Origin of the sequence: Pseudofrankia sp. EUN1h (assembly GCF_001854645.1) — a bacterium.
Taxonomy (GTDB): Bacteria; Actinomycetota; Actinomycetes; order Frankiales; family Frankiaceae; genus Pseudofrankia; species Pseudofrankia saprophytica.
Genome location: NZ_MBLN01000087.1, coordinates 1 through 17927 on the forward strand (window position 1 = coordinate 1; position 17927 = coordinate 17927).

Here is a 17927-nt window from a genome sequence, read left to right on the forward strand (position 1 = left end):
GTTGAACGGGCTGGGTGACTATCAGGCGGCGCGGCCTTTGGCCGAAGACACCCTTGAGCGACAGCGCCGTGTCCAGGGCGCCGACCACACCGACACCCTCGCCACTGCGAACAGCCTCGTGGCCGCGCTGACCGGGCTGGGTGAGCATAGGGCGGYCCRGAGACTGGCCAAAGCCAGCAAAGCTTGACCTCCATACAAATGGACGTATGGACGTTGACGGCCAAGTAGGTCCGTGTTCCGACCCACAGGCTTTGGCCGGATCCGATGAGGGGCTTGACTAGTTTCGTTCCTCGCTCTGGCGGACAAGAACGCAGTCACTCCGGGAACGTTTTAACGATCTCAGAGCCAACCCCCACCGGAAGCCCAGCCTGGGCTCAGTCGGCGCGTTGCCCAAGGCGTAGAACGCTCAGGTAGCGACGTGATGCCTGGTTGCCCAGGCGCGTGCGGATGCGTTCGGCGATCGCGTCGAGCAACGGCTCCCGGACGTCGCGATGGAGTCGTCGGTACGGCGACATCGTGCGGAGAAGATCGGCGAAACCGTCTCCGTCGAACCACTGCTCTGTCCGGTACCAGCGCGCGGTGGGTGGCCCGAACAGGTCGCCGGGGTCGCTGACCAGTCCCCAGCCCTCGCCGGTCGCGCGGACCTCGTCCTCGACCGGCGGGTGGCCCCAGTCGGGGTTGCCCGGGGAGAATCGTTCGTGCAGGTCGGCGGTCTCGGCGTACACCTCCGGCTCTCCGGGCCGGCGGACGACGACGTGRCCGAGCAGCGCCATCCACCCGCCGGGTCGGAGCAGGTCGTGGGCTCGCCGCCAGCCGATCGATGGGTCGACCCAGTGCCATGCCGCCGCGGCCACCAGGACATCGAAACGGCGCCCGCGATCGTTCCACTCCTCGAACGTGGACGTCTCGACCTTGACGTCACGGAACGTCGAGAGCCGGTGACGAGCCAGCGCGGCCAGATCCTCCCCGGGCTCGACGGCGGTCACCGAGTAGCCGAGCGCCGCCAGCGAGCGGGTCGCCTGTCCCGTACCGCACCCCACCTCGAGCACCGACGACTCCTCGCCCATGGCGGCAAGTGAGACGAGGTCCGCGAACAACTCGTCGGGATAGCCCGGCCGCGCGCGGTCGTAGAGCTCCGCGACCTCGTTGAACACTCCGCCGAGGTCACGCCGCTCCGAGCCCGTCATCGCGCCATTCTTCCCCGACCGTCGTCCCTTCCCCAACCGTCGTCGTGGTGGCGGCGCACTACACCACGCGGGCGGGACGCCAGCGGTGCCGCGGCGCCCAGCCCAGCAGGGCGCGGGCGCCGGACGCGTCGACCAGCGCGCGGAACGGGTCGGTGTCGTACTCCGGGCCGCCCCGCCACTCGACGTCGGGGAGCAGCCGTTCGGCCAGGGTGCGGGCGTCGTCGTGCGCGGAGGAGATGTCCGCCGCGCACAGCAGCAGCCGGTGATGCCCGGTGAGCGGGGCCGTCAGTGCCCGTTCCACGGCGGACGCGAGATCCCGCACGTCGAGGAAGGCGCCGTACTGCCAGAAGGGGGACCATTCGAAGGCCGGATCGTCTCGACGGGCCTGCCTTATCCCGGCGTAGATCTCCTCCGTGAACACCCCCGGCGGGCGCAGGCACACGGTGCACACACCGGTCGCGGCGGTGGCCGCCGCGCACAGTTGCTCCACCAGCCATTTCGACATTCCATACGCCCCCACCGGGCGCGCGGGATGCCGGTCGTCGAGCGGAAGATAGTCGGGCCTGGCGCCGCCGAAGCATCCCAGCACGTCCACGCTGCTCAGGACGACCACGCGGGCGATGCCCCGCCGCTCGGCGGTTCGCAGCACGTTGCCGGTCCCGAGCACGTTGGTCTCGAACACCAGCGCGTCCGTTCCGGTGGTGTTGGGTCCGAACCGCGCCAGATCCGGTTCGTCGACCGGCTCGTCGACGGCGGCCAGGTGGACGATCCCGTCGCAGCCCGCGGACATCCGCTCGAGATCCGCGGCGTCGCGCACGTCGTGACCGTCCGCCAGGTCGAATCCCACCGGGTGGTGCCCGGCCGACGTCAACGCCGCCGTGACAGCCGGGCCCACCAGGCCTCGGTTCCCGGTCACCAGAACCCGCACAGCGGCACAGCCAACCAGCTCCTCATCCGTCCCGGCGAACCATTTACCGGGCGCCGCGGAGCGGCCGCCGGGCACCTGACGGCGGCCCTGGAGATCTGATGCGCGCCAACGTTCACCCAAGGGCCTTGCGACGCGGACGGGGGAGCCGGATCGGCTCGGTATCGTCCGCATGGATACACCTGGTCGTGACACCTCCCAGGGGCGGCGGACCATCGTGGGCGACGGCAGACAGGGCGGCCTCGACGACGACGCGGGCGTTTCCGCGCCCGCCCAGCCGGTGGCGGCTGTGCTCACCGGGCCGCCGGTGACGACCGTGACCGCCGGCGCGGCGCTGTTCGGCCCCACCGGGCTGTTCGCCACCCACCGGCACGGAATCCTCGTCGGCCTGACCATCGCGGTGGTGGTCGTGCTGGCGCTGGCCGGCGCCCAGTGGTTCTCCAGGACGGTTGGCTGGAAGCGGGCCGCCGGCCGGCTCGCCCGCGCGCTGCGCCGGGCCGTGCTCGACCTCGCGGCCGTGGCGTGGCGGCCGGCGGGCTACTGGCTGCGGGTACGGTTCGCGGCGGCCGTGCTGCTCGACGCCGGCGTGCCGGCGCTGCGGGCGCGCTCCTTTGCCGCGGTGGCCGGCGTCCGCCCGCCCGGCCGGCCGTATCTGCTGACCGTCGGCCCGGCGCGGGTGGGTGTCGGCGCGATGGTGCGGCCCGCCCGGTCCGGACCGGGCACGGCGCGGGGCCACGATGACCCGTCCGGCCGGGACGGCGGGCAAGGCCTGAGGGCGCCGTGGCGCCCGGCGGGGCCCGGCCGCTGGACGGCGGGACGCGCCGAGCTGCTGGCCGCTGCCAGCCCTACGCCGGGCGAGGCCGCGCCGGGCGTCCTGGTCGCCGTCGGCGTGTCCGGGCGGCGCCGGTGGCGAGGGCTCGTCCTGCTCGACCTCGCCGCGCTGCCCGCGGTCGGCGCCGTCGAGGGCGCGCCGGAGGACTGCCGGCGCCTCGCCGCGATGGTGGCCGCGCAGCTCGCCGCCGGCCTGCCGGCCACCGGGCGGCCGGCGCGGCTGGTCGTCACCGACGACGTGCTGCCCGGCTACGGCGGTCCGGCACTCCGTACGGCCCTCGACGAGCTGGCGAGCAGACCGCCCGGTGTCGTCCCGCGGCCGGCCACCGCCGGGAGGCCCGGCGACGACGGCGAGGCCTCGACAAGCGACGAATACCCCGGCCGGCGAGGCCCAGCCGAGGCCGAGGCCGAGCTGCCCAGGCCGGACTGGCTGCTCGACGAGCCCGAGCCGGAACCGGAACCGGAACCGGAACCGACCGCACCCGGGCATCCCTCGCTGATCGTGCTGGTCTGCGCCCGGCCCGACGACGTCGACGCCGCCCGGCTCGCGGCCGCGGCCCGGCGGGACCCGGCGCTGCGGGTGCTGGTCGCCGGCGGCTGGCCGGGCGCCGGCTTCCGGCTGGTGCTCGACGACGCGGGCGGGCTGACCGCGCCGGAGCTCGGCGTCGCCGTGGACGCGGCGCCGCTCGAACGCGCGCTCGCGCGGGCGCTGCGCCGCGGGGCGCGGCCGCGTCGGGAAAGGACCACGGCCGCGCCGGCCCGCGGCGCCCCGGCGCGACTCGCGACCGCGCCCCCAGCTCCGGGGATGTGGCCGGCCCCCGTGGGGCCGCTCCCTGTGGCGCCCGCCCCTGTGGGGCCCGTCCCCGCATGGGCGACTTCCGTGCCGGCGGCATTCCCCTCGCAGCCAGCCGTGCCGGCCCCGCCGGGACCGTATTCGCCACCGGCACCCGCCCTCGCGCCGTCCCGGCCCGAGGCTTCGCCGGTCCTCACGGTTCCACCGGTGCTGACGGCTTCGCCGGTTCCGGCAGCTCCGCCGGTTCCGGCAGCTCCGACAACTCCGTCGGTTCCCGCGGCTCCGCCGGTTCCCGCGATGCCGGCGGCGACGCCGGATCCTACCCAGCACCTGCCGCCGGCCGGCCCCGCGACGGCCTGGCCAGGGGGAGCGCCGAGGGTGGCCGGCCCGGCCGGCGCGGCGGACCTCGCCGAACCCGACGGGACGCTGGACGCCGCTGATCCGGCCGCGGCCGCCGCGTCGTCCGCGTCCGCGTCGGCGTCGTCGGCGTCCGCGGCGACATCGACGAGGGAGGCCTCGAGATGACGACCTCGTCCGTGGGTCCGGTACCGCTGACCGTCGTCCTCCCGTCTGGCGCCCAGCTCGACGTGGCGCTGGCGGCGAAGCCGTCGACCACCATCGCGACGGTCGCCGCCGGGCTCGCCCGGGACCTGGCCGACGACCTCGACGCGGCGCCGTCGCCTGCCTCCGACCTCTTCCTCGACGGCGCGCGGCTCGACCCGCTGGCGACCCTGCGCGAGTCGGGGCTGGCCGGCGGCGCCCGGCTCGGCGTCGGCGGCCCGGCCAGTCCGGTCGGGCCGGAGCCACCCTGGCGGGACACCGCGGCGTCGGCGGTGGACGGCGAGCAACTCATGACCCGCGACCCGCACTGGTACGAGGTGCACGCGGTGGGCGGCCCGCACGCCGGGCAGGTCTGGGCCGTCGGGCCAGGCGCGCACGGCATCGGTTCGGCGGCCGGCTGCCCGATCCGGCTCGACGGGCTGCCCGAGCGGGGCCCGGTGCTGCACGTCGGCCACACCGGCGACACCTGGGTCAGCTGGCCGGCACCCGACAGTTCACCAGCCCTGGCCCGTACGCCCACCGCGGTCTCGCCCTCGGCCGCCGAGTCCCGCCAGCACGCCGCGCGGCTCGCCCGGCCGTTCGCCGCACCGGTCCGCCGTACCGACGAGCACCAGCTGGCGACGAACGTCAACCACCACGGCGACCCTCGCCGCAAGCCCGGCCGCCCGGCCGGCCGCGCCGCGTCGACGGCCGCGCCCGGCGACACCACATTCGCCTCGAACGACCTGACGCCGAACGACCTGACCTTCAACGGGAACGTCTCGGGTGCCGGGACCGCCGACCGAGCGGTCGCGGGCCGTCCGGCTGCCTCGCGGCCGTGGCCGGTCGACGTCGACTTGGCCGTGGGGGACACCCTGCTGCGGCTGGTCGACCCGTTCGAGCCGGATGCCGCCGTGACCCCGTCGGTGGACGTCGTGGGACGTGACTTCAACCGGCCGCCGCGGATCGTGCCGCCGTTGCTCTACTCGCGGCAGCGCTACCCGTCGCCGCCGTCCACCCCGACCCGCCGCCCGATCCCGTTGGTGATGATGCTGTCGCCGCTGGTGATGGGCGTGGCATTCGTCTGGCTCTTCGGGTCGACGTACTTCCTGATCATCATGGCGATGGCGCCCCTCATGGGCGTGGCGAACTGGTACACCGACCGGCGCGGCGGGCGCCGCCAGTTCCGCCTCGCGGCCGCCCGCTACCGCGCCCGCCGGGCCGAGGTCGACCGCGAGCTCGCCGAGGCCGTCACCGCGGAGCGCCACGCCAGGAGCCTGGCCGCGCCGGACCCGGCGACCGCGTGGCTGATGGCGACCGGGCCGGGCGGACGGCTCTGGGAACGCCGCCGCGCCGACCCGGACCACCTGGTCCTGCGGGTCGGCACCGCCGATCAGCCGTCGCTGATCGAGGTGGAGGACCCGGCGGTCGACGGCTACTCCCGCGAGGTGCGCTGGACCGTCCCCGACGTCCCGGTCCTGGTCGACGTCGCCGGCCGGGGGGTCATCGGCGTGGCCGGCCCCGCCGAGACGGTGGCTGGGCTGGCCCGCTGGCTGGTCGCGCAGGCCTGCGTCCTGCACAGCCCCCGGGACCTGCGTGTGGAGATCCTCGCCGACGTGCTGGGGGAGGCCCGCTGGGACTGGGTGCGCTGGCTGCCGCACGCCCGGCCGAACCCGGCCGACGGCCCGGCGCCCGGCGCGCCGTACGCGTTCGTCGGCACCGACCCGGAGACCGTCGCGCACCGTGTCTCCGAGCTGGTGGCACTGGTCAAGGCGCGGACGAAGGCTCGCGGGTCGACGATGGGCCAGGTGCTGTTCCGGGAGCCGGACGTGGTCGTCGTCCTCGACGGCGCCCGGCGGCTGCGCGACGTGCCCGGCGTCGTGCAGGTGCTCAAGGAGGGCCCGGCGGTCCGGGTGTTCGCGCTGTGCCTGGACGCGGACGAGCGGCTGCTGCCGGAGGAATGCGCCGCGGTCGTGCGGGTCGACGGCGACGGGCTGACGGTCCGCCAGTCGGACGCCCCGGAGCTTCGCGGGGTGCGCCAGGACCTGGTCACACCGGACTGGTGCGACCAGGTGAGCCGGGCGATGTGCCCGCTGCGCGACGTCACCCCGGACGACTCCGGCGGGCTGCCTGGCGAGGTCCGGCTACTGGACCTGCTCGGCCTCGCGGACGTGGCGCCGGACGGGATGGCCAGCCGGATCGCCGACGCCTGGCGGGGCCGCCCGGCGACGACCGCGTTCCCGCTGGGAGCCGGGTTCGACGGGCCGTTCGTGCTCGACCTCGTCCGCGACGGCCCGCACGCCCTGGTCGCCGGGACCACCGGCGCCGGCAAGTCAGAGCTGCTGCAGACTCTCGTCGCGTCGCTCGCGGCCCGCAACCACCCGGACGAGCTGGGCTTCGTCCTGATCGACTACAAGGGCGGCAGCGCGTTCCACGGCTGCGTCCGGCTGCCACACACCCTCGGGATGGTCACCGACCTGGACGCGGCGCTCGCCGCCCGCGCGCTGGAGTCGCTCGCCGCGGAGCTGCGCCGCCGCGAGGAGGTCCTCGCCGCGGCGACCGCGAAGGACCTGGCGCACTACCGGGCGCTGCGGGCCAAGGACCCGACGCTGCCGCCGCTCGGCCGGCTCGTCATCGTCATCGACGAGTTCGCGACGCTGGTCGGCGAGGTACGGGAGTTCGTGCCCGGCCTGGTCAGCCTCGCCCAGCGCGGCCGGTCGCTCGGCGTCCACCTGGTGCTGGCCACCCAGCGCCCCGGCGGCGCCGTCACCGCCGACATCCGGGCCAACACCAATCTGCGGATCGCGCTGCGCGTCACCGACACCCACGAGAGCTCGGACGTCATCGACACCGTGGATGCCGCCTTCGTGCCCGCCGCGACGCCCGGACGGGCGCTCGTCCGGCTGGCGGCCCGGTCGTCCGTGCCGTTCCAGACGGCCTACGCGGGTGGCCGCTACGAGCCCCCGCCGCCGCCCGTCGGCACCGACGCCGAGGGCCTGGGCGGCGCGGGTGACACGGGTGGAGTCGTGGGCCCGCGTAGCGCGGCAGACGCGGGTGACGCGCCTTCCGTCCGGCCGGTCGCGGCGGTGCCGCTGCGGTGGACGAGCCTGGGCCGGCCGCTCCCGTTCACCGGCGAGGAACCGGCCGCCGCGGGGGCGACCGAGGCCGTCGCCACCGACCTGGACGTTCTCGTCGACGCGGTCCGCGCGGCGGCGCTGCTCGACGGCGCCGACCCGGGTGGCGCCGGCCGGCCGAGCCCGTGGCTGCCCCCGCTCGGCACCCGGCTGCTCGTCGACGACCTGGTCGCACGGCTGCGCGACCTCGGCTACCGGGCGCCGGACCGCGCGACGACGGCGCGCACCGGCGCGCTGCCCGCCGTCCCCTACGCGCTCGCGGACCTGCCAGCGCTGCAGCGGCAGGTGCCGGTGCTGTGCGACCTCGCGGCGAGCGGGCATCTCGGCGTCATCGGCACGCCCCGGTCGGGCCGCTCCCAGGTGCTGCGCACGCTCGCCGGCGCGCTCGCCGGAGCGATCTCCAGCGCGGACGTCCACTTCTATGGCATCGACGCCGGGGGAGGGGCGCTGGCGGTGCTGGCCGAGCTGCCGCACACCGGTGCCGTCGTGCCCGCGGGCGACCTCGAACGGCTCGCCCGGCTCCTCGAACGCCTGGCCGCCGAGGTGTCGCGGCGCCAGGCGCTGCTGGGCCGGCACTCCTGCGCCGGGCTTGCCGAGCTGCGCGGGGTCCTGCCCGTGCCCGAGCGGCCCGCGCATCTGATCCTGTTCATCGACGGCTGGGACTCGCTGGCCGCGACGCTCGGTGAGCACGACGGCGGCCGGCTCCACGAGCTGCTGCTGGCGCTGCTGCGGGAGGGCGCCGGCGTCGGCGTCCACCTCGTCATGACCTCCGAGCGCGCGCTGCTCACCGGCCGGGCGGCGACGCTCGTCGACAGCAAGCTGGTGCTGCGGATGACGGAGCGGTCCGACTACATGACGATCCACGTCCAGCCCGCCCGGGTGCCGGCGGTCGTCCCACCGGGTCGTGGCTGGCGCGCCGAGGACCAGGCGGAGGTCCAGGTGGCGCTGCTGGCCCTCGACGCGAGCGGGCAGGCACAGGCCGAGGCGCTGCGCCAGATCGGGGCCTCGGCCCGCGCGGCCGAGACCGGCGCGGCCGGGGCGGGCGGGGGCGGCGCGGTCGCGGCTGGCGGGGACAATGCTGGCGGCGGCCCGGCCGGCCGGGCGCCGTTCCCGGTCGCGGCGCTGCCCGAGTCGGTGACGTTCGCCGACGCCTACGCGCAGGTCGCCGAGGCCGACCGTCGCCCGCTGCGCGCGCTGCTCGGCCTCGGCGGTGACGACGCCGCGCCGCTGGTCGTCGACCTCGCCGGGCGGGCGCACACCTTCCTGGTCGCCGGGCCGCCCGGCGCGGGGCGCAGCACGGCGCTGGCGACGCTGGCCGTGTCACTGCTGGCCGGCGGCACCGCGCTGGCGGTGGTGACGCCGCGCGAGTCGCCGCTGCGCCGGCTCGCGGCGCATGCCGACGTCCGGCTGCTCACCGGGCCGGTCTTCAGCGGTGACGACCTCACCGCGGCGCTCGCGGAGCTGGGGGCGGCGGCGGCCGACGGGACCGGGAACGGGGCCGGGAAGGGGCGGCCCGTCGCCGTGCTCGTGGACGACGTCGACCTGCTCGGCTACAACAACCCGCTGGAGCCGCCGCTGCGCGCCGTCGTCGCGACCGGCCGTGACCGCGGCGTCGGGCTGGCCTTCGCCGGCAGCGGCGAGACGCTCGGCCAGGCGCTCGGCGGCTGGCTGGCCGAGGCGAAGCGCTCCCGTCAGGGTGTGCTGCTCTCGCCGCAGAGCTCCGTCGACGGCGACCTGATCGGCACCCGGATCCCGCAGAGCCTGCTGCGCACCGGTATCCGCCCCGGTCGYGGCCACGTCGTCGACGCGATGGGCGTGCTGCGCACCATCACGATCCCGCACACCGTCCTGCGCTGACCGCCGAGCTGGTTGATCAGTGGCGCGAGTTCGCCCGCAGCCTCAGCGGTGGCGGCCCAGCTGGCAAGGAGGTACTGCTGTTACCTGGAATACCAGGCAGTCCTCTGGCGCGGCGGCGGACGCCAGAGTCGGTTACGCCATCGGGACGTTTGCCGCGGCGCCGCCCGGCGACGACGGCCGAAAGGACCTGACCATGAAGCACGCCAAGCTAGGTGATCTTGACGTCTCGCGGATCGGCCTGGGCGCGATGGGCATGTCCACCGCCTACGGCGGGGCCGACCGCGACGATGACGAGTCGATCCGGACCATTCACCGGGCGCTGGACCTCGGCGTCACCTTCCTCGACACGGCCGAGGTCTACGGGCCGTACACCAACGAGGAACTGGTGGGCCGGGCGCTCAAGGGCCGGCGGGACACCGTGGTGCTCGCGACGAAGTTCGGGATGATCTCGCACACCGGCCGCGACGGGCTCGACAGCAGCCCGGCGAGCGTCCGGTCCGCCGTCGAGGGGTCACTGCGCAGGCTGGGCACGAACCACATCGACCTCTACTACCAGCACCGGGTCGACCCGGAAACGCCGATCGAGGACACCGTCGGCGCCCTGGCCGAACTGGTCGCCGAGGGGAAGATCCGCCACATCGGGCTGTCCGAGGCCGGAGTGACCACGATCCGCCGGGCCCACGCCGTCCACCCGGTCTCCGCCCTGCAGTCGGAATACTCCCTGTGGACCCGCGACCCGGAGCCGGCGGTGCTGCCACTGCTGCGCGAGCTGCGCATCGGCTTCGTGCCGTACTCGCCGCTGGGCCGTGGCTTTCTCACCGGCCAGATCCGCTCCGCCAGCGAGCTGGACACCGGTGACTTCCGCCGGAGCAATCCCCGCTTCTCCGCCGAGAACTTCGACCGCAACCTGCGCAGCGCCGACGAGGTCGCCGCCGTCGCCGCCGAGGTGGGCGCCACTCCCGCGCAGGTGGCGTTGGCCTGGCTGCTCGCCAAGGGCGACGACATCGCCCCGATCCCCGGCACCAAGCGCGTCGCCCGCGTGGAGGAGAACGCCGCCGCCGACCAGGTCGCCCTGACCCCCGAGCAGCTCGACCGGCTCGACCGCGTCACCCCCGCGGCCGGCGACCACCACAACGAGGAGCAGCTGCGGATGATCGAACGCTGACGACGCGGAGATGCGGCGGTGCGGCCGGAACGCACGCGCCCCGGACGGCCCCGCGGGCACAGGCCGCGCGGTCCCGGTCGAGGGCGATCGGCTGTCACGAACCCGGCGCATCCCCAGGTCAGCTGGGGCATTCCAGGTTGAACTCGGCCATGACGGCGGCGGGGACGCCGTCGCCGCAGCCGACCTCGGCGGAGCCGAGGCTGACGACCTTCCAGGTGCCGCCGGTCTGGTGCAGCACCGCCCGGGCGCCGCCGGCGGTGGGTGAGGAGGTGGCGGCGAAGGCCCAGGTGGAATCGATCGAGGAGATCGTGATCTTTTCGACGGACGCGTCCGGGGCGATGTCTGGATCACGCTTCACGGCGTCAGCGATCGCGGCGATCGGCGACGGGGATGCCGTGCCATCGGGTGCCGAGGATGCGGCGACGACGGGCGTAGCAGGTGCCGTGACGACCGGCGTAGGTGATGTCGTGGCGGCGGGCGTCGAGGATGCGGCAACGTCGACGCCACCTGACGCGGGCGCGGCCTCCTGCTGCTGGTCGCCCTGGCACCCGCCCAGGATCATGGTCAGGCCGGCCACCGCCGCGACCACCACCACGGTCCTCGTCGCAGCGATGATGCGCGTACGTACCACGTCAAACCCCCGGATTAGTGCGGTTGGCGGAGGCTAGCACCGAGGTCCTGCCATGCCGGCGCGAGTCGGGCGTCGGTTACACGGCCGGTATCCCCGGTGACGGAGCCACCTCCGCCACCGGCCAGTTCCACCGTCCGTCGTCAGCCGACTGGCAGCGGGAAGGGCACCGGCACGAGGAAGGTGAGCGGCTGTGACGGGCGGGTGCCTGGCGTCGCCGGGCCGGCGGCGAACGCGGTCGCCGTGGCGGGGCCGGCGGTCGGCCGCCCGCCGCCCTTCGCCGCCGTCCCGACCGCCGTCGCGCTGTTGGTGACCGAGCCGCGCGCGACGTCCGCGGGGGAGGCGGTGTAGGTCGCGGTGCAGGTCATCGACTCGCCGGTGCGCAGCCGGGTGGATGGGCAGGCGACGGGGGAGAGCCCGGGCAGGGTGTCGGTCACCGTCACGTCATTCAGCACCACGTTGCCGGAGTTCTCGACGATGTAGGTGAAGCGCAGCGTTGTGCCGGCGGAGTAGTGGGCCGGGGCGACGGACGTCGTGAGACCGAGCCATGGCCGCGGGGTGCGGATCGTCCGGCTTGCCGGGTTCGACGTGACCGCGGGTCCGGTCGGCGGGGTGGCTGTCGCCGTGGCGGTGTCCGTCACCTCGCCGGCGGCGACGTCCGCGGCGGTCGTCGTGTAGCGGGCGAAACAGAACGTGGCGGCGCCGGGCGCGATCGTCGTTTCCTGGCAGCCCAGTGGTGAGAGCCCTGGGTGCGGGTCGTGCACGGTGACACCGGTCAGCGGCGCGTTGCCGGTGTTGGCGACCCGGTAGATGTAGCTGACCAGCTGGCCCGCCTCGCTGAACGTGTAGTCGAAGGAGCTCTTGAACAGCGCGACCGCGGGGGCGGCGAGGGCCGGGATGGTCACGGATGACCGCGACGAGGTCACGGCGGGCCCGGTCGGCGGGACGGCGCTCGCGATCGCCGCGTTGGTCACCCCGCCTCGCGTCACGTCTGCCTCAGTCGTGGTGTACACCGCCAGGCAGTTGGTCGTCTGACCGGCGGCGAGGGTCTCCTCCAGGCAGAGATTGGTGGTGATGCGGGGTAGCGAGTTGTGCACGGTGAGCCTGGTCAGGGTCTGGCCGCCCGTGTTGGTGATCGTGTAGTAGAACGGCAGCTCGATCCCGGCGGAGGCGAAGGACACCGCGAGTGGGCTCATCGCCATCGAGAGGGCGGGTGCCGGCGCGGTGGGGGCGGCCACGGCGCCCGGTGCCCCGATGCCCGCGGCGCCGGCGCAGGCCACCGTGGCAAGCAGGCCGGTGGCCCATCTCCGCACCGCGCGCCACGGGTGGCGGCCAGGACCCGGCCGATGAGCGGAAGGCGACGTCGCGTGGCCGACGGGACCGGGTGGGACCTGTCTCGACATCGCGGTGCGCTCCCTCGCGTGTGTCGGCGGCGCCCGGACCGGGCCTGGGGCCACCGTCGCGACCCGCCGTGACGGCCCCGGCCGGCCCCCCACGGTGCCGGGCTGTGGCCGTCGTCCCTGGCAGACCAAAAGGAGCCACGGGAATAGTCACACAGAGTGACCGACGTGCGAGGTCACGCCGCTCCGCGTGTCACTGACGGCCAAGCCCCTGGCGCACTCGACGTCACGGACGCCGATGACCTTGAGGAATCCGTACGCCAGCTGACGGTGCGTTCAGGCCCGGTGCGCCGGCGCGGGCAGCAGCTCCGTCAGCAGATCGCGCAGGATCTGGAGGCCGTCCTCACTGAGCACCGACTCGGGGTGGAACTGCAGGCCGGCGAAGGTCCGTCCACGCAGCGCGTGCACCTCACCGCCGCCGCCCTCGTGACCGTCCCGGGCGAGCCGGACCACGCCGTGCGGCGTGGCGATCTCGTCGGCGTCGGACAGGGCGGTGAACGTCGAGTAGAAGCCGACCCGGCGTGTCTGGCCGAACAGGTCGATCTCTCGGGCCAGCCCCTGGTACGGCGCGTCGCGCCGGTGCAGGCGCAGCCCGAGCAGCCCGGCCAGGAGCTGGTGCCCGAGGCAGACGGCGAGCATCGGCCGTCGCTGGTCCAGCAGGTCGGCGATGATCCGACGCATGGCCGCCATCTTCGGGTGGTGCCGCAGGGTCGGGTCGCCCGGTCCCGGGCCGGGCACGACCAGGTCGAAGCCGGCGGCGTCGCCGGCCTGGTGCCACGGCAGCACCGTGACCGTGAGGCCGAGGGCGCGCAGCTGGTGGGCGAGCATCCCGGTGAAGGTGTCCTCGCCGTCGACGACGAGCGCCGACCGCCCGGCCAGCGCGGGCACCGTGGTCGTCCCCGGCGACCGTTCCTCCAGCCAGAAGCGGGCCAGGTGGGTGTTGCGCGCGGCGAGCGCGGCCGCGACCCGCGGGTCGGTCGCCGCCGGGGCGTGGGCGTCGTCGGCGCCGCCGGTGCGCGGCGTGCCCGTGGACGGCCGCGGCCGCGGCCGTGGCCCCTGCTCCGGAACCGGCCGTAGTCCCAGCGCTGTGAGTACCCCGGCCGCCTTGGTGTGCGTCTCGGCCACCTCGCCGGCGGCGGTGGAGTGGCGCACCAGGGTGGCCCCGACCGGGACGCGCAGCTCGCCGGCGGGGGAGATCTCGGCCGCGCGGATCAGGATCGGCGCGTCGAGCGTCTGCCGCCCGGCCTCGTCGTGGCCGAGCAGGGCGAGCACGCCGGCGTAGTAGCGCCGGGGGCGCCCCTCGTGCCGGGCGATGACCCGGAACGCGTTCTCCAGCGGGCTGCCGGTGACGGTCGGGGCGAACATCGTCTCGCGCAGCACCGCGCGGACGTCGAGGCGGGTGCGGCCGGCCAACAGGTACTCGGTGTGGGTGAGGTGCGACATCTCCTTCAGGTAGGGCCCGATGACCTGGCCGCCGTGCTCCGCGACCCGGGCCATCATCTTCAGCTCCTCGTCGAGCACCATGTACAGCTCGTCGATCTCCTTGGGGTCGGCGAGGAAACGCAGCAGCGCCGCACGGTCCGCGTCGGAGCCCGCGCCGGAGTGCGGCCGCCGGTGGGTTCCGCTGATCGGGTTCATCATCACCAGCCCGTCGTCGACGCTGACGTGACGTTCCGGGGTGGCGCCGACCAGGATCCGCGTTCCGGTGTGGACCAGGAACGTCCAGTACGCGCCGCGTTCGCCGGTGAGCAGCCGGCGCAGCGCGGCGAGCCCGGCCGCCAGCGGCGATCCGACGACGGACGCGGTGTAGGTGCGGTGGATGACGAAGTTCGCGCCCTCGCCGCGGCCGATCTCGTCGCGCAGCACGGTGCCGACCGTCTCGGCGTACTCGTCGTCGCTGACGTCGAAGCGCCCGCCGGTGGCGGTGACGGCCTCGTCGGGCAGGGCGGCCAGCGCGGCGGGCAGCGGCACCCGCTCGTACCCGGTGACCTGGAGGCACTCCAGCGGTGCCGCGTCGTCGAGGCAGGCGAAGCCGCGCTCGATGATCTGCCGGTATGGCACGACGGCGAGCGTGCAGGGCCCGGCCGACCCTGCCGGCCCGGCCGGCAGCGGGATGTCGGCCAGCCGGCCGACGGCGTCGGTCTCGCCGCGCAGCACCTCGAGGTGGTCGGTGCCCTCCCGGCGCAGCAGTGCGAACGGGCCCGGGTCGCCTCCCGCGGCGACGGCGGTGAGCAGGTGCTGGAGCAGGTCCATGGTCGTTCCTCACGGGGCAGGGCTGCCGCGTCCGGCGGCACCGCGCCCGAGAGGGATCGATGGCGGCCGCCGGAGTGGGCGGCCGCGGATGGGGTTACGCGCGGGAGAGGTGGGCCGCCACTGTGGCGGGCCACCAGGAACTCATTCGCGCGATCACGTGCCAGACCCTACCCGCTCGCAGCGCCCGCGCAGGCCCTGGGCCTCGGTGTCGACGTAGCGGCGGACGAGCCGGGCCATGAACAGGCCGACGATCGGCGCCAGCGGCCCGGACTGCCGCAGGCTCAGGGTCACGGTCACGCCGTCGCCCGCCGCTGCCGGCGCGATGCGGTGCTCCGCGAGGGTGGTCATCCCGGTGGCCTTGGAGATCCAGGAGAAGCCCTGTCCGGGCTTCAGGTCGTTCACGGTCCAGGTGGCCACCGGCAGCCTGGGCTGCTGGATCCGGACGACGCTGCCCTCGCGCAGCTCGCCGTCGTCGGTGCGCGCGTTGGTCACGGTCGGGGTCCAGTCGGGCCAGCGCTCCACGTCCCGCATCACCGTCCACACCTCGTCGGCCGTGGCGTCGATGGTCACCGAAGTCTCGTAGTACATGGCATGCCTCCCAGGAACGGTCCGAGCGAGTCGACGCGGCGAGCGTCGCCGCGTTCCGTACCAGTTGGTACATGTACCATTTGGTACGTGAGCTCGCAACGTCGGCCGGCGGACAGCCCGAGAAGCGGACCGGAAATGGGAGGCGGTGCTCGGGAGGCCCTGCTGCGCGACACGATCGCGTACCTGGCCGAGCACGGGATAGGCGACGTGAGCTTGCGCCAGCTGGCGGCCGCCCTCGGCACCAGCCACCGGATGATCATTTATCACTTCGGCTCACGGGACGGCCTGCTGGTCGAGGTCGTGCGCGCGATGGAGGAACAGCAGCGGGCCGCGCTCGCCGAGCTGCGCCGCGAACCGGTCACCTCCGCCGCCGAACTGGGGCGGCTGATGTGGCAACGCCTGAGCGCCCCGGCGCTGGCGCCGTTCGAGCGGCTCTTCTTCGAGATCTACGGCCAGGCGCTACAGGGTCGCCCCTATGCCCGGCCGCTGCTGGACGGGGTCGTCGAGGACTGGCTCGGGCCACTCGCGGAGATCCTGGAGCAGGACGGCATGACGCCGCAGGCCGCGCGAGCGCAGGCCCGGCTCGGCCTGGCCACCACCCGTGGGCTCCTGCTGGACCTGCTGGCCACGGGCGACCTCGAAGGCGTCAGCCAGGCGATGGAACGGAGCCTCGCGGCGTTCGAGCGGGAACGCGGGTAGTGCGGGTTGTGCGGGTGGAAGCCGGCGGTGACGCCGGCCCACCCGACCGGGACGTCCGAGGGCGGGAGCGGCTCAGCCGTCCGCGGCGCCCGGGGTGGCGATGCTCTGGTCCATCTGCTGGAAGTTCTGTGCGATCGTCTGGAAGGTCGTGGCGAACTGGCCGATGCTGGCGATGACCTGCGTCAGCGACGTGTTGAAGCTCTCGTAGTTGGCGTTCAGCACCGGGCTGGACAGTGCCATCCACAGCCCGCCCTCGGGGGTGAGCAGGGAGGCGACCTGCCGCTGCAGCGCGCCCAGCTGGACCTGGATGTCGCCACCCTGGTTCTGCAGCTGGTTCGCGACCCCGTTCACCTGCGCATAGTCGATCTTGACGTCCGCCATGGTCCGGTCTCCTCGCTGTCCGCTGTCCGCTGTCCGCTGTCCGCTGTCCGGTCGGTCGTCGGCTACTTGGCGCCGGACAGCTGGGCGTCCATCGCCTGCAGCTGTGTGACGATGCCGTTGAACTGCGCCGCGAAGCTGTTGATGCTCGTCACCGCGTTCGTCGCGGAGGTGTTGAACGTCTGGTAGTTCTGCGCGAGTATCGGGCTCGACCTCTGCATCCACAGGCCGCCGTCGCTGGTCAACAGGGCGTTCACCGCGCCCTGCAGGGCGACGAGCTGCGGCACGATGTTCTCGACGGCGCCGTTGAGGCTGCCCGCCACCAGCTGAGCGGCTTCGTAGTTGACACTGATGTCGGCCACAGGGCCTCCTTCGAGGTTTCGACGCGCGGAATGGTTCGGGGAATGCGAGCGGGCTACGGCCCGGTCCACTGCAGGTTCGGGTCACCGTCCGCCGGGACGTCCGGGCTGTCCACATGCGCCGTCGTCGTCCAGGCGTTCGTGTTCGGGTCACCGGTGTAGATGTCCTTGCTGCCGTCCGGGTTGGTGACCGTCTTCGTGTAGCCGCCGAACTCGTTGCCGCCGATGACGGTGCTGGTCACGGCGCCGTCCGGGTTGACGTCGCGCTGGCTGTACGAGCCGTCGACGCTGGGCATGACTGTCGACGTCGACGTCTTGCCGTCCGTGACGCTGGTGACCGTGTAGGAGCCGTCCGCGTTGTTCTGCTTGTGCAGCGTCATGGTCTCGCCGCCGGCGTAGGTGACCGTGGCGCTGTACTCGGGGGGCGCCTTGCCGTCGCCGTAGTCATAGGTGACCGTCTTGGTGTAGCTCTGGCCGTCGGAGGTGGTGACGGTCGTCGTCTGCGTCAGGACCCGGCCATGGTCGTCGTAGGTCACCTGGGTGCCCGGCGCGGGCGTTCCCGACGGATTGTCGCCCGGCTTCGGCGGCGGCGGCTGGTCGGCAGGCCAGGTCCCGTCGGCCTTGCGCTTCAGGTAGTCGTCGTAGGCCGCCTTCTGCGACTGCCAGTCGCCGCCGGCCATCTGCGCCAGGGTGTCCAGCCCRCTCGACTTCAGGTCCGCGTCGACGTTGAAGTACGCGTCGGCGATGCCGCCGAACAGGTTGGACAGCTGGTCCAGCGCGTCGAGCGCGTCACTGAACGGCCCCTGYGTGGCCCGGTAGAAGGCGACGAGGGCGCCGTACAGGGACGAGTTGCCGACGTGCCCGGTGCTCACCGGGCCGGCCTCGCTCGCGACCGTCATGCCGCCCGACATGTTCAGGTCGGCCTCGACGTTGGTGCGCAGCGTCTTCATGTTGCCGGCGAGCCGGTGCAGCAACGAGTAGTCGATGACGAGGTCGGGCGCGCCCCCGCCCCCGCCGCCGTCCGCCGCGTTGCTCACGGCGCACCGCCCGTCAGCGCGGCCCGCGGCCGGCGCCACGGCCGGTCGGGGGCTGGCACATCCCGCAGCCGCATCTGGCCGTCCCTCCTCACACAGTGCCTGGCCCGCGCTGGTTGCCGTTCGGTACAACGCGGGCGATAGCGCCGAGGTTCA

General features: G+C 74.2%; 14 protein-coding genes. 5 read left to right on the top strand and 9 right to left on the bottom strand.

Annotated elements, in window-relative coordinates; genetic code table 11:
- On the top strand, nucleotides 1-187 hold a 187-nt coding region (locus BCD49_RS34130), incomplete at its 5' end, for a tetratricopeptide repeat protein (protein ID WP_131803619.1).
- Nucleotides 188-374: 187 nt separating this feature from the next.
- Here the strand turns inward: BCD49_RS34130 and BCD49_RS34135 are convergent.
- Nucleotides 375-1187 carry a class I SAM-dependent methyltransferase gene (locus BCD49_RS34135; RefSeq protein WP_007520736.1) on the bottom strand — a complete coding sequence of 271 codons (813 nt, stop codon included), beginning with the start codon at nucleotides 1185-1187 and terminating at the stop codon, nucleotides 375-377.
- 58 nt (nucleotides 1188-1245) lie between these two features.
- Nucleotides 1246-2103: an NAD-dependent epimerase/dehydratase family protein gene (locus tag BCD49_RS34140; RefSeq protein ID WP_232794056.1), complete on the bottom strand. Its 858-nt coding sequence runs from the start codon at nucleotides 2101-2103 to the stop codon at nucleotides 1246-1248.
- Between the two features lie 226 nt (nucleotides 2104-2329).
- On the opposite strand from BCD49_RS34140, the gene BCD49_RS34145 reads away from it, so the two are divergent.
- The 3 genes from BCD49_RS34145 to BCD49_RS34155 all read left to right on the top strand — a co-directional run bounded on the left by BCD49_RS34145 (nucleotide 2330) and on the right by BCD49_RS34155 (nucleotide 10432).
- Nucleotides 2330-4261 carry a hypothetical protein gene (locus BCD49_RS34145; protein WP_071042333.1) on the top strand — a complete coding sequence of 644 codons (1932 nt, stop codon included), beginning with the start codon at nucleotides 2330-2332 and terminating at the stop codon, nucleotides 4259-4261.
- A complete protein-coding gene (locus BCD49_RS34150; RefSeq protein ID WP_007515921.1) occupies nucleotides 4258-9267 on the top strand; it encodes an FtsK/SpoIIIE domain-containing protein in 5010 nt (1669 codons plus the stop codon). The genes BCD49_RS34145 and BCD49_RS34150 overlap by 4 nt, the downstream gene beginning before the upstream one ends.
- A 193-nt stretch (nucleotides 9268-9460) precedes the next feature.
- A complete protein-coding gene (locus BCD49_RS34155; RefSeq protein WP_007515922.1) occupies nucleotides 9461-10432 on the top strand; it encodes an aldo/keto reductase in 972 nt (323 codons plus the stop codon).
- A gap of 118 nt (nucleotides 10433-10550) precedes the next feature.
- Here the strand turns inward: BCD49_RS34155 and BCD49_RS34160 are convergent, their stop codons facing one another.
- The 4 genes from BCD49_RS34160 to BCD49_RS34175 form a co-directional block, all read right to left on the bottom strand.
- Nucleotides 10551-11027 (bottom strand): hypothetical protein, encoded by a 477-nt coding sequence (locus tag BCD49_RS34160; RefSeq protein WP_027140642.1) that lies wholly within the window; start codon nucleotides 11025-11027, stop codon nucleotides 10551-10553.
- Between the two features lie 176 nt (nucleotides 11028-11203).
- Complete coding sequence (locus BCD49_RS34165) at nucleotides 11204-12373, bottom strand: DUF7507 domain-containing protein (RefSeq protein WP_232794057.1); 1170 nt, start codon at nucleotides 12371-12373, stop codon at nucleotides 11204-11206.
- A 363-nt stretch (nucleotides 12374-12736) separates the two neighbouring features.
- Nucleotides 12737-14713, bottom strand: a complete 1977-nt coding sequence (locus BCD49_RS34170; RefSeq protein WP_071042334.1) for an anthranilate synthase family protein — start codon at nucleotides 14711-14713, stop codon at nucleotides 12737-12739.
- Nucleotides 14714-14866: 153 nt separating this feature from the next.
- Nucleotides 14867-15301, bottom strand: coding sequence for an SRPBCC family protein (locus tag BCD49_RS34175; protein WP_007515927.1), 435 nt, complete (start codon nucleotides 15299-15301; stop codon nucleotides 14867-14869).
- Between the two features lie 135 nt (nucleotides 15302-15436).
- Between BCD49_RS34175 and BCD49_RS34180 the strand changes: the two genes are divergently transcribed.
- Nucleotides 15437-16000 (top strand): TetR/AcrR family transcriptional regulator, encoded by a 564-nt coding sequence (locus BCD49_RS34180; protein WP_007515928.1) that lies wholly within the window; start codon nucleotides 15437-15439, stop codon nucleotides 15998-16000.
- A gap of 72 nt (nucleotides 16001-16072) precedes the next feature.
- Here BCD49_RS34180 and BCD49_RS34185 read toward each other — a convergent pair whose 3' ends face one another.
- The 3 genes from BCD49_RS34185 to BCD49_RS34195 form a co-directional block, all read right to left on the bottom strand.
- Nucleotides 16073-16381 (bottom strand): WXG100 family type VII secretion target, encoded by a 309-nt coding sequence (locus BCD49_RS34185; RefSeq protein ID WP_007515929.1) that lies wholly within the window; start codon nucleotides 16379-16381, stop codon nucleotides 16073-16075.
- Nucleotides 16382-16443: 62 nt separating this feature from the next.
- The gene (locus BCD49_RS34190; protein WP_007515930.1) at nucleotides 16444-16740 is read right to left on the bottom strand and encodes a hypothetical protein; all 297 of its coding nucleotides are present in this window, start codon (nucleotides 16738-16740) and stop codon (nucleotides 16444-16446) included.
- A gap of 53 nt (nucleotides 16741-16793) precedes the next feature.
- Entirely contained in the window at nucleotides 16794-17774 is a 981-nt protein-coding gene (locus BCD49_RS34195; RefSeq protein WP_007515931.1) for a hypothetical protein, read from the bottom strand.
- Nucleotides 17775-17927 lie beyond the last annotated feature (153 nt).